Below are 12,942 nucleotides of genomic sequence, written 5' to 3'. Positions count from 1 at the left end.
ATACACATCTTCAGTATATGCGGCAGCGACATATTCTAATAGGAATTATCTTTTTATTAATTTACGCCATGCGAATCAGCAATGCGCCCCCGTAGGGCGAAAATGCTGAATTAACGGAATAATAGACATTATTAGAAACATTAAATAATAATTTGATTTGGCATTTGCTCATTAATACCATACTGACAGCCACATTTTGACGGAATTGGATACATTATCCCACATATTGATATAAATTTGATTTAAAATCGAAATAAATGGAGAACTAATCAGAAAATCTGTCAAAAAATCGTGTATAAACACAAGGAAAACCGTCACGGGATGACAAATGACCGATGGTGCCGGCTTATACATCCCTCAGGCGTCAGAACAATTAGTTCTCATTCCGGAGGAGCGGGGCCTTCTGGGAAATTCCCACAATCCCTCTCAGTTGACCGGGCTCAACTATCAGAGGAATGAGACGTGTCTTCCAGCTGTTCCTGTCATCTCCGACAACCGCATCATGATGCACAACCACCTCAGAACCAAGCAGAACGTCTTTCGCCTCATCCTCAAATATCCCTTTGGTGATGAAGCCGTTCAGGGCCGAGTCCAGCGGTTTTCCAATAGCATCCTCAGGCATGACTCCGGCGGTCTCTGCCAGAGCAGAATTCATGTGAACAAGGTTACTATTCTGATCAAGGAGGAATACACACCCCAAAATATTGTTTTCAAGCTCACGATGCAGCGCAATTTCATTTTTAAGCTCCTCTTCAACCCTATTCTTTGAACCGAGCTCAACACCGATAACTTCAATCGCTTTTATGAGATCCTTCCTGAGTTTCTCTTCGATCTCTTTGAGAAGAGTATCATACTCAGATGATCGGGAAGAGTTCTCAAAAAATATCCAGACACCCTGTCCAATATAATCCCGGAAAATTGTTGCGGCAACTTCTTTTTCGCTTCCATCATTAAGTTCTATTGTTGCCATCTGGCGTTCGACACTCCCCGGTGGTGCATTCGCACCGTTTCCGTGTGAACCCAAATCCCTCCTGAACGTCACGACATCGTGAATATTCTTTCCAATGAAACTCTTTGGATCGGCTTTTTCAAACAGATGAAGCAAGCATGGATTTACATATGTCACTTCATTCCCCACCACTTTGAGGAGAGGAACAGGAACATTCTCTTCCATGGTCTTCTGCAATGTTTGGACATGGTCAAGCTTCTCTTTCAGGGGGATCTCTTTTGATATGTCACTCCCCATGATGGAAATACCATAGATATGGCCTTTATAGTCCCTCACAGGAGTGAATGTCACAGAAAATGATCCCAGATATCCATCTTTGCGCCTGAGAATGATCGTATCAGACCGAATCGTCTGACCTTCATTCATTCTGCTGAAAATATCATCAATTTCGGTATTATTGGGGGGAACAAGAACAGAAAAGGTGCTGCCTAGGATCTCTTCCTCTGTGTATCCCAGATATTTCACAGCTGCAGGATTCCATGATATGATCTCTTTTTCAAGGGTGATACCAATGATAGCCTTCTCTGACCATTCGGCTATCGGCGCAAGAAAGGCCCTTGACATCTCAGTTTGTTTCCGCTTGGTAATGTCAACCAGAGACACAAGCAGACACTGAGGGCTGCAGCGCTGATCGTCCACCGCACTTCCGGATATATGGACATAAAAATGGCTCCCGTCTTTTCTGATCCCGGTGCGCTCTCCTTTCCATCCCCCTTTCTGCCAGAATAGATCCATCCCTTTTTCGAGCGTTTTGCCCTGCAGGATGAACGAGAAAAGCGATCTTCCCTGAACTTCTGCAGGTTCGGAATATCCGAACATATTCAGAAAAGAAGTATTTACATAGGTGATGGCCGCATTCCTGTCACAGATCATGATGCCGTCAATCGATGACATGATGGCACTCTCCTTGATCCAAAGTTCCTTTTCCGCCCGGCAGCGACGCAATGCAACGGATGCCTGATTGATTATGGTTTCAAGAAGCTCCACCTTTCGCAGGGAGCTTGTGACGGGAATGCTGATGAGCAGGTTGCACAGAGAACCGTCTTTCTGGAGAATGTTCATTGTGAACCTTCGTTTTGGCGGGGCAACCTTGTCGATCCTGGGAAGAGGGCTCTCTTTATCAGATTTTTTGATCAGGGCCCTGATCCTGGGCACTAAAATTTCTGTCAGAGTACGTGAGTAGGCGAGATCTGCGTAAGACTCCTCCAGTTCAAACGTCTCACCCACGACATGCTGGAGTTTTTCGCTGCCGAAACAGGCACCGACAACCCCCTGAAGACTTTGTTCCTGAATTTTGATGATAGCAACATTTGAATCCGGCAATAACAGGCGTATGGATTCACCGATATACCGGAAGATATCCTCCTCATGGAACATGCTTACGAATTTGATAGATGTTTCCGAGAGATATTTGAGGTCTGCAAGGGTTTCCTTCTCCCTTCTTTCGAGAATTTTTCGATTGGTGATATCACGACCGACGGAGAGATATTCAGTGATGTTATCATTTTCATCGAAAAAAGCCCGGTCGGTGAACTGCTGCCACCTGACAGACCCGTCAGGCATGATGATTCTCTGTTCGATACTCGCAACAGGAGTCACCCGTGTCAGTGATCTGAGATGTTTGGTGAGGAGTGGACAGTCATCGGGATGAACTCCCGGTTTGAACCGTTTTCCTATGATTTTGTCTTTTTCTCTCAGAAAGTACCGGCAGTAGGCATCATTGACATAGATGTGGGTACCGTCCGGCAACCAGCGGGAGATTAACTCGGTCTGGTCCTCCACCATCTCCTGATACAGTGATTTCTGTTCCTCAAGTGAGAGTTCATACCGTTTCTGGGGAGTATTGTCCTCCAGAATCACGCTGATGCCGCGGGTGCCTCCTTCAAATATCGTTGGGATAATCTTAGCCTTAAAATAATATTCTCCATCTTCATGGCTAATGGAGACATCCTTGCAAAATTGGCGTTCGAGATCGACATCCCGGATTTTCTCAAGGATTTCCTCATCCCTCAGAAGGGAGAGAGAGATATTGTCGATATGGATTCCAAGTGCCTCTTCGCGGGTAATGCCCTCAAAATCCAATACTTTCTGATTGATGTACTGAATGGTCAGGGCACTGTCAAAGACGATAATATAGTCCGATGAGAGACTCAGCATTGCGGAAATAGGAACCCTTTTGGAAAGAAAGTATAATTTTGCCGTTCCCACCGCATGCATCTCCACCTGGCCGGAGATGAGGAGTACGTCCAGATATTTGGCCACCGAATTTCTGTTGATGCCAATTTTCTGAGAAATATCAATTATTGTCATTCCCCGGGGATGAGATCTCAGCAGTTCCTTTATGTGAGAAAGCTCCGGATGATACCTCTCCATACGTGGAACATTTTATTCCTGAGTATAATTCTTATCGTTTTTTGAATCATAGGCCAATTAATTTAATTTCATTAGTTTAATGCTGATATTAAACAAATAGTATTATAGGAGTTATTTCCAACAAACACCCATATTATTCCACATATGGGCAATTTTACATAATAATTGACAATAAAGGTCTTAAACAGGCATTTAAAGAAAAATTGGCCGGATTATAATCATTCACATACAGTCTGCGCGCAATATATATAGTCATTCATCATCGGAAAAACATACCCATATAAATACCTTATTACCGCTCAAACCATCTGTCTCTGGTGCTAAAGAAACAGCGTCTGTCAATCGGATAAACAGGGAGCGAAGCGAGGAGTGATACAGCATGAGGACCGGTCCTGACAGCAGACAAAGAAATCATTACATCCCACCAGGGTGCAATCCCTGCTATGGAGATCCGTCATATTACCCTGAAAGACGACCGCACCCTTGCCTACACTGATTGTGGTAATCCCGAAGGAATCCCTGTTTTTCATGCACACAGGGGGCAGGATTCACCACTCGAAGGAAAAACGGTTTGAGAGGAGTGCAGCACAACGGGGATACCGCATAATCACCACCGATCGGCTGGAAATGGGGGAATCAACATATCAGGAAGGACGCCGCCTGCCTGACTATCAGGCTGATATCGCCGCAATCGCAGAACACCCCGGTATTGAGAGATTCGGGGTTACCGGCTGGTCCGGCGGCGGCACCCATACGACGGTCAGCGGATATGGCATCCCACAGCGCCTCATCTTTAATATGACCTTTGCCGGGTACACGAATTTCACCGGGATGCCTGGTGCCAGCAATTACCCGAAGTCCAAAATGGACCAGACATCAGTAGCCCTCAAAGACCCATCCCTGCCTCTTCCGGCTCTTCTTTGATCTGATTAGGGGCGAGTGAAAAATTCATCCCTGACGCATACTATTCCGCATTCATGAAGGATCTCTGCAACGCGGATATTGCGATCACAGCAGACCCATTTTTAAGGAGTGCTTCATGGAAGGGGAGAGAGAAGCATTCCGTCAGGGAAGCCGTGGAGTTACCACCGATGCTACAGTCCACTATGTCGACGGGGGGGTTTCCATTGCTGAGATTCCCTGTCGTCTGCATGTCTTTCATGGCACAGAGGACCCTCTGGTCCCGGTTGCATATGGACACCATATCGCAGAGCATGCTCCCCCCTGTGAACTTCACCTCCCCGGGGGTGAGGGACACCTCTTACCGTTCCGGTATCAGGGCCTGATCTTTGATACGGCAGATGCAGAGATGGGTCAGCAATAACAGATGGCATCCGGAGCGGGGTGCTTCCATACACCCGGAACAGGGGAAAAGACCTTAGGATAACACTGCCTATCTGCCCCTGAACTCCCCGGAGTTTCATGAGAATATGCTCAGGTGGTGACAATATGAAGAAAACAGGTCAGGAATTTCTGAAGAAGACACAATACCCGTATCTTGAGCCATCAGGCCAGATGATGGGCCTCCCCCAGCCGCCGGTGGAGCTCCCCTGCCCCGGAAACGGAGAGGCAATCCGACTGCCTGCTCCCGCTTCACTCACGGTGCCGCATATCGATCTCCGGGATGCCATCCTCCACCGGGAAAGCAGACGGACATACCGGAAGGAGCCGATCACGCCTGAAGAGCTCTCTTTTCTGCTCTGGTGCTCACAGGGGGTGAAACGGGAGGTCACGGGAGAGTATACGTTCCGGACGGTGCCGTCCGCCGGTGCCCGGCATGCATTCGAGACGTATGTGCTCGTCAATAATGTGGAGGGCGTGTCACCGGGCCTGTACCGCTACCTCGCCATCGAGCACCTGCTTGCAGAAATCAGCGCTGAACCGGGCATCGCCGACAACATATTCCATGCATGCCTCTATCAGCAGTTTGCAAAGAAGAATGCGGTCACCATCATCTGGACGGCGGTGCCCTATAGGATGACATGGCGCTACAGTGAACGGGGATACCGGTATCTCTTTCTCGACGCGGGCCATGCCTGCCAGAACCTCTATCTCGGTGCCGAGGCCGTCGGATGCGGCGTCTGTGCCATCGGGGCATTTGATGATGAAGCGATGAACCAGCTCCTCGGCCTTGACGGGGAATCCCAGTTTGTCATCTATATTGCAACCGTGGGCAAAATTACCACCAGAATACACTGATCTCAGGATATCCTGCTGATGCTCCTGAACTCCATACGATAAGCCGAAAGGATGCCTGTAACAGCCCTGACTCTCAAGCGAGACCATCCCATTTTCACGGAGAGGGAGGACGCCGGACTGTCGGTACTTGGTTCCGGATTTCATTCTCTCACTGCCGGACAGGTCTGCAGGCATATGCCACCAATGCTTACCTGATGGCTGCCCCTGCACAGCGAAAACAAATCTTTAGCCCAGCAGAATTCGTACAAATCCTTAAGGGGATGCAGAGGAGATACCCCCGGTACGAATGACAGACATTCCAATTGGCAAAGAAGTCCAGCGCCGCAGCATTCCACCGAAAAGATGTGTCTGCCCCCGGTGCGGGTATGAAACCGGGCGAACACCGACGGTTCCCTGCTGGAGCATGAAGTGCCCCAGATGTGATACACCCCTGACCGGGGAGTGAACCGTCACAAATCAGTCCCCGGGGACGCTTTCACGCAGTAGAACCACGGTCGTACGGATTTTTGTGTCAGGGCCACATCTTCCGGGGGACGCAATCCCCCTGTCCTTTCCATTCTTCTCACCCGAATTATTACTCATTCGGCAGACACCGTTTCTCCGGCATCCACGGGCAGGTCGTCAACCCCTTTTCATTGCTCTCCGGAGGAATCCTTATCGGAACAGCCGTGGCACACTCTCACATCATGAAAGGGAGGAACGGATGGCAGGCATGGTGTTGCTGCGCCTGTCTCATTCTGGTGCTCGCCGCCGGGTGTCTGAATGACGGGGCGGACACCCCGGCGGGGAATACATCGGAATCGGCCATTGCCATTGCTCTTGCCGACCCGGAGGTGCAGGAGAATATCCCGGCCGACACCGGGGCGTATGAGATTGTGCATGTGGGACCCGGTCGATTTGAATCAACCGGGCCGGAGGGAGCCATCTCATGGATTGGCACCGAGGTCACATTCCACGTCACCAACCAGTCGTCCGTCTACCATGTATTCGTTGACATACCAGACAGGACCGTTGTCAGCAGGTACTGGCAGTACATCAAAGAACCGATGCCCTGCATGCAGACCGGCCCGCCGGAAGAATATACAACGCTGGAGGCGGCAGCAGCGGCGCCCGGCCCCGGATGCAGACTTGCGGCTCCCTACTATGTGCCTGAAGGCTACGGGTTTTCCAGCGTTCAGGTCTTTGGCGAGCCCTGCCCCCGGCGTCACATATACTATACCGCCGCAGACGACCGGCTGCTTCTGGTGCAGACCGGTGCAGGTGACCCGCCATGGGCCTTTGCCATCTCCATGCCAAAGTACACCACAATAATGGTGAACGACGCAGAGGCGAAGGTCGTGCAGGGAACTGGTGAGACGCAGATCTCATGGACCACAGCAGATAACACATCATACTGGCTGTGGGGGAACCTCGAACCCGAAGAACTGCAGAGGGTCGCCCGGTCGGTGGCCCCCTTCGGCGGCCCGGCAACGCCAACCCCGACCCCGTCCGCCGCACCGGGGGATCTCATCACCCCCGGTGTATCCCACTTCGGCACCCCGGTCATCTTCTGTCCGGACACCATCACCGTGAAGGCGGGAACAGAAAACACCGGCCAGATTGTCGCTGAATCACGGGAAAAGGGCTAAGGGATGGTGCACCTCCCTATCACCTCCCGTGTCTCCCGGTATGAGATGCCTTCCAATCTCCTGCCCATGCCGGACGGAATGGAGTTCTCGGTGTCGCCTGCGGATTTCATGGCCTATCCAAAAGAGACCTACTTCCCGGAAGTAACCGTCAGAACAACAGCGGCCACCCCGCCGGGAGCGTATGTCTTTTTGCATCGCGAAGAGCGGGAAGGGATGTATTATGCTAAAAGGGTATGTTGAGGTGATTGTTACCGGGTATGGCCGCACACCATCAAATCAGATTCGGATACATGTCAGGAGCAAAAATACCTGAAATATCAGGCAGGGATCATATATAAATGAGTGGCAATCTCAGAAGAGATTCCGATGGAGCAAATCCATTCCCTTTTTCGATACCAGCCCCCTCATCCCACGGCCCGGGTCCGGTTCTGCAGGCGTTTGCTGCTGTATATTCCCCTGCATGTCTTACCCCCTCCTTCTTTTGCTTTGGTTGTTGCCGTCCATTGACTCCGGATTTATGTGCAATCCGCATCCGGAAGCCGATACCGTTTCATACCTCCACAGCGTGATCATCAACCCATGGATGACTCCCCATACCATGAAACAGGAATTGTCAGTGCGAGGCAAACCTTAAATATCCGCAGAGAAGGAAAGCACCTCATTAATGGCCGCAGATCATGGGGGACCGGGAAAAACCAAACCGGCCGAAGAGATTGAACAGCTGAAAAAAAAGCTTTCCGAGCAGACGATTCTCGCCGAGGAGAGACTAGAGCGGCTGAAATATCTCCAGGCCGAGTTTGACAATTTCCGGAAATGGTCTGAAAAAGAGAAAGGGTCAGTCATTGCCCGTGCAAACGAGAACCTGATAAAAGACCTCCTTGTCATCCTTGACGATTTTGAACAGTCGCTGCCGTCACTTGAGGATGAGAAAAACCGGGAGGGAGTCAGGATGGTATACCAGAAGATGGTCAAAATACTGTCAGATTACGGGTTGGAACCCATTGAGTGCATTGGGAAAAAATCGGATCCGCTTCTCCACGAGGTCATCTGCAGGAAGCAATGCACCGACGAATCCGGCACCATTGTCGAAGAGATCGGCAAAGGATACTCCCTGAAATCGAAGGTCATCCGGCCGTCGAAGGTCATGGTTGCAGAGAACGTTTCGAAAGGAAAAGGTGAGAAAAATGGGTAAAGAAAAGATAATCGGGATAGACCTGGGAACATCCAACAGCGAGGCGGCAGTGATGCTGGGCGGCAAACCCACCATCATCCCTTCGGCAGAGGGGGCAACCGTCGCCGGAAAGATGTTTCCCTCCTATATCGCGTTCACGGCGGACGACCAGCTGCTTGTGGGGGAGCCGGCACGCAGGCAGGCGGTGAGCAACCCTGAGGGGACGGTCACCGCAGCAAAGCGGCAGATTGGCACCAGCCACATCTACCACATTCACAACAAGGACTACACGCCCCAGCAGATCTCAGGGTTCCTCTTAAAAAAGATCAAACGGGATGCAGAGGCATTTCTGGGAGAGACCGTGACCAAAGCGGTCATCACGGTCCCTGCCTATTTCAACGACAACCAAAGGACCGCGACGAAGGATGCCGGAAAAATTGCCGGTCTCGATGTCGTCAGGCTGGTAAACGAACCCACCGCCGCTTCGATGGCATACGGGCTTGACCGCGGTGGTGAGTATAAAATTCTCGTCTTTGATCTGGGCGGCGGGACGCTTGATGTGACGATCATGGAGTTCGGCGGGGGCACATTCACCGTGCTTGCCACCTCCGGCGACACCCATCTCGGCGGCACTGACATGGACAATGCCGTGTATGAATGGATTGCCTCTGAGTTCAAGAGACTTGAAGGGGTTGACATCAGAAACGACAAAATGGCCATCAACCGGGTGAAAGAGGCCGCTGAGAAGGCAAAAATAGAACTCTCGACCGTGCTTGAAACAGAAATAAATCTCCCGTATGTCTCCGCTACGCAGGAAGGGCCCAAACACCTCTCGATGAAACTCTCACGCTCAAAACTTGAACAGCTGATTGAACCAACCATCAAGCGCTGCATCCACCCGTTTGAACAGGCATTAAAGGACGCCAAACTGACAAAGGACGACATCCAGAAGGTCATTCTTGTCGGCGGACCGACGAGGATGCCGGTTGTACAGAAATTTATCGAGGACCATATCGGAAGAAAAGCGGAACGCGGGATTGATCCGATGGAATGTGTTGCCATCGGGGCAGCCATTCAGGGGGCGATTCTCGCCGGTGAAATAACTGACATGGTGCTTCTGGATGTCACACCCCTGACACTCGGCATTGAGACGCTGGGGGGCGTTCGGACCGAACTGATTGAGAGAAACACCACCATCCCCACCAAAAAGAGCCAGATATTCACCACGGCAGCAGACCTCCAGACATCTGTTACAGTACATGTACTTCAGGGTGAACGGCCCATGGCCGCCGACAATGTAAGCCTTGGGCAGTTCAACCTCGTGGGCATCGCCCCCGCACCACGGGGTATCCCCCAGATTGAGGTCACGTTTGATATCGACTCATCCGGCATCCTCAATGTCTCTGCAAAGGATATCGGCACCGGCAAAGAGCAGAAGATGACGATCACCGCCTCGACAAAACTCTCGGAGACCGATGTCAACAAGATGGTGAATGAGGCGGAACAGTATGAAGAGGAGGACCGCAGACGAAAAGAGGAGGTCGAGGTCCGCAACATCGCCGATTCGCTCATCTACACCGGAGAAAAGACACTTGCAGAGCTCTCAGGCAAATTAAACACCGAAATGACCGATAAGGTGAACGCTGCGATTACGGCTCTGAAGGCGGCGCTCGAAGGGAAGGATACCGGTGCAATCAAATCGGAAACCGAACGTCTCCGCACAGCCCTGAGTGAGGCAGGCTCCGCCATATACCAGCAGTCCGCTCAGCAGCAGGCGCAGGCGGAAGGGCCGCAGGCAGGATATGCAGGCGGCGGAGAACAGACAGGAGGGGCTGGCCAAAAAGGCGGTGAAGATGTCGTTGATGCCGATTTCGAGGTTCATGACGAGAAATAACCACTGGTCACCGATGAATGGATAAAAAGGATTACTATGAAACGCTGGGAGTCAGCCGGGATGCGTCACCGGATGAAATAAAAAAATCGTTCCGCCAGCTTGCACGAAAATATCACCCGGACCTCAACAAAGGCAGTAAAGAGGCAGAAGCAAAGTTCAAGGAGATCAACGAAGCCTACCAGGTGCTCTCAGACCCGCAGAAAAAAGCCGAGTATGATCAGGTGGGGTCTGCAGCATTTACCCCCGGCGACTTTGCCGGGTATCAGACGCCGAGTTATGATGATCTCTTCCGCGACTTTGGCCTGGGTGACATCTTTGACGTCTTCTCCGGGCGGACGGGACGAACCGGAAGGCCGCAGAGCAGAGCAGGGGCGGATCTCAGGTATGATATCGAGATCTCCCTGAATGACGCATTCTACGGAATAAAAAACACGGTTGAAGTTCCGCATGATTACGAGTGCACGACCTGCCACGGCACCGGCGGACAACCCGGATTTATGCGGGACTGCCCCACCTGCAAGGGAACCGGCGAAATCCGCCGGGTGCAGCAGAGCGGTCAGCAGCAGGTCATGACCATCGCCCCGTGCCCGGACTGCGGCGGACGGGGAAAGATAATCGGAAAAGCCTGTGAAACCTGCCACGGAAGCGGGACGATACGGAAAACCAGACGGATTGAGGTCTCCATTCCCCGGGGAGTGAGAGACGGCCAGTTCCTGCGGATTGCAGGCGAAGGAGAACCCGGCATGCGACAGGGTCCCCCCGGCGACCTGTATGCCGTTGTCCATGTCAGGCCCCACCCGTCATTTGAACGGCACGGTGCAGACCTCCAGAGTACGACCGCCATCGGCCTGCGCACCGCCCTGCTGGGGGGCGAGATTACCGTACAGACCCTCACAGGAACGGCACGCCTCACGATTCCGCCGGGCACCCAGAGCCATACCACCTTCCGGCTCCGGGGGCAGGGAATGCCATTTTTAGGGTCGGACAGACGGGGTGACCTGCTGGTAAAGGTTTTTGTAAATATTCCGAAGAACCTGACTCAGAAACAGAGAGAGCAGGTGAGTGCAGTCTTTTCCGGTCTTACTTAAATGCAAAAACGTTTCCCGACGCAATGAACAGTGTGAGTTTTCCTTTTTTTTTGGTTTTCACCCATTTTTTCGGTTAAGGATTTTCACCCGGAAAAGGGTGTCCTGAAAAAGAGGAAAAAGGGGGGGACTGTCAGGTCAGGTGTCAGGCCGTCGGATCTGCCACCCGTCCCATAAAGAGCAACATCCCGGTTTCGTCATCGGTGATCATGAAGACAAACGGGTGGTCCGCCCGGAATACCGGAACAGGGCTCTCTACCGATACCGCACGTCCGACAATAACCGCAGTCGCAGCGGCGGCCTCGGTTCCTTCTTCATTGACCTCCACAAAGGCCTTGTGAATGACATCGGTGATGAAGAGGAAACGGGTGTTGTCCATGCCGGAGAAATCTGCTTCATCCCCGAATGCGGTCGGCATCCCCATCACCGCAAGGGTGTCAGGCAGGAAATAGGTGGTCTCAAGGGTGAACTTCGGGAAGAATACCTCCACCTGCCTTTCTTCCATTGAGGAAACGGCTTCCGCAAGTTCCGTGGTGCCGAGGGCGGCTTCTGCTGTGGTGATGTCGCCATCTTTCGGGAGAAGGACCAGCATGGAGAGTGCCTTCCCGCTTTCATGCTCATACGGCATCCTGAGAATTTGCAGGTCGTCTGTCTCGGCGTAGGGGTAGATGGCGTCATCATCAGTCCTCTGCATCATATCCACCGTGACAGACTTGCCCTGCCCTGTACGAAATACTGCCGGTTGTGTCTTGTTTTCATCAAACTGCAGCACCCATGTCCCCTTGAAGTAGACGGCATTTGTAATCACAAGGCGTGTGAGGGGAGTGATGGCCCCTTGGGGTATGAGGTCTGTAATCCGGTCTTCGGTCCGGTCCTCCACCCACCGGTTAATCGTCAGTCGCGACTCTTCAGGAGAAGAGATAAAGTCCATATTCCTGACTTCCGCTGCGTAATACTGCTGTGCTATTCCGGTATATGCAGGGAGGAACGGGTAGCTCTCTTCTGCCCAGAGTGCATTTGCCGTGCTGAGCATGTACGCGGCATCGGGACTGTTCAGCCCTGCGATGAGGGCCGCATAGCCTTCCTGCCGGACGGCGTCATCCACCGGGAAATAAAAGACCGAACGTATCTCCTCTGCCGTGGCCCCCTTCGCCCCTTCATAGGTCAGCGCAAGGGCAGTTGAGATGCTGTAGGGCGAGAAGAAGATGTTCTGCTCTGCATACTCTTTATCGCTGCTGAGCGTGTGGTACAGGTCATATGCAAAGAGGGTATTTGCCTCCAGAATATCATCCGCACCTTCCGTGGCAGGCGGGGTTTCTTCAGGGCCGCCATCCGTATCAGTGCACCCGGCAAAAAAGGTGCAGAGAAGGATGATGCAGGCTGCAGCCCCGATAAGGAATGCCTGTTTCTTCATGCAGAGCAATAAGGGTTCATTTTATATAATTGTGGCCATAATTTCGAACCGTTTCGCAGTTATAGAAGGAATTTGCCGAACATTTATTCCCGAAGGGAAGAGCTACAGAGATTATTTGGGGAATAAATTGTCTGATATGTGGATTTAATTCGAATGATCTCAAAACAGG

General features: G+C 51.8%; 10 protein-coding genes. 8 read left to right on the top strand and 2 right to left on the bottom strand.

The window, feature by feature from the left end; genetic code table 11:
* Positions 1-373 precede the first annotated feature (373 nt).
* On the bottom strand, positions 374-3,319 hold the full coding sequence (locus L1S32_RS11885) for a PAS domain-containing protein (RefSeq protein WP_278155313.1): 2,946 nt from the start codon (positions 3,317-3,319) through the stop codon (positions 374-376).
* Between the two features lie 591 nt (positions 3,320-3,910).
* Between L1S32_RS11885 and L1S32_RS11880 the strand changes: the two genes are divergently transcribed.
* The 8 genes from L1S32_RS11880 (at position 3,911) to dnaJ (ending at position 11,362) form a co-directional block, all read left to right on the top strand.
* Positions 3,911-4,306 (top strand): alpha/beta hydrolase, encoded by a 396-nt coding sequence (locus tag L1S32_RS11880; RefSeq protein ID WP_278155312.1) that lies wholly within the window; start codon positions 3,911-3,913, stop codon positions 4,304-4,306.
* Between the two features lie 115 nt (positions 4,307-4,421).
* The gene (locus L1S32_RS11875) at positions 4,422-4,706 is read left to right on the top strand and encodes a hypothetical protein (protein WP_278155311.1); all 285 of its coding nucleotides are present in this window, start codon (positions 4,422-4,424) and stop codon (positions 4,704-4,706) included.
* A gap of 125 nt (positions 4,707-4,831) precedes the next feature.
* A complete protein-coding gene (locus tag L1S32_RS11870) occupies positions 4,832-5,581 on the top strand; it encodes a SagB/ThcOx family dehydrogenase (RefSeq protein ID WP_278155310.1) in 750 nt (249 codons plus the stop codon).
* Positions 5,582-6,267: 686 nt separating this feature from the next.
* Entirely contained in the window at positions 6,268-7,209 is a 942-nt protein-coding gene (locus L1S32_RS11865) for a DUF4367 domain-containing protein (protein ID WP_278155309.1), read from the top strand.
* A gap of 3 nt (positions 7,210-7,212) precedes the next feature.
* Positions 7,213-7,449, top strand: coding sequence for a hypothetical protein (locus tag L1S32_RS11860; protein WP_278155308.1), 237 nt, complete (start codon positions 7,213-7,215; stop codon positions 7,447-7,449).
* Positions 7,450-7,873: 424 nt separating this feature from the next.
* Complete coding sequence (locus L1S32_RS11855) at positions 7,874-8,401, top strand: nucleotide exchange factor GrpE (RefSeq protein ID WP_278155307.1); 528 nt, start codon at positions 7,874-7,876, stop codon at positions 8,399-8,401.
* Positions 8,394-10,274, top strand: a complete 1,881-nt coding sequence (gene dnaK, locus L1S32_RS11850) for a molecular chaperone DnaK (RefSeq protein WP_278155306.1) — start codon at positions 8,394-8,396, stop codon at positions 10,272-10,274. Before L1S32_RS11855 ends, dnaK begins: the two co-directional genes overlap by 8 nt.
* 17 nt (positions 10,275-10,291) lie before the next feature.
* The gene (gene dnaJ / locus L1S32_RS11845) at positions 10,292-11,362 is read left to right on the top strand and encodes a molecular chaperone DnaJ (RefSeq protein ID WP_278155305.1); all 1,071 of its coding nucleotides are present in this window, start codon (positions 10,292-10,294) and stop codon (positions 11,360-11,362) included.
* A 142-nt stretch (positions 11,363-11,504) separates the two neighbouring features.
* Here the strand turns inward: dnaJ and L1S32_RS11840 are convergent, their stop codons facing one another.
* Positions 11,505-12,773: a serpin family protein gene (locus L1S32_RS11840; protein WP_278155304.1), complete on the bottom strand. Its 1,269-nt coding sequence runs from the start codon at positions 12,771-12,773 to the stop codon at positions 11,505-11,507.
* Positions 12,774-12,942: the final 169 nt, after the last annotated feature.

It is taken from the genome of Methanogenium sp. S4BF, assembly GCF_029633965.1.
Taxonomy (GTDB): Archaea; Halobacteriota; Methanomicrobia; order Methanomicrobiales; family Methanomicrobiaceae; genus Methanogenium.
The sequence above is the reverse complement of the archived record's forward strand: the minus strand, read 5'-3'. Positions and strand labels throughout refer to the sequence as shown.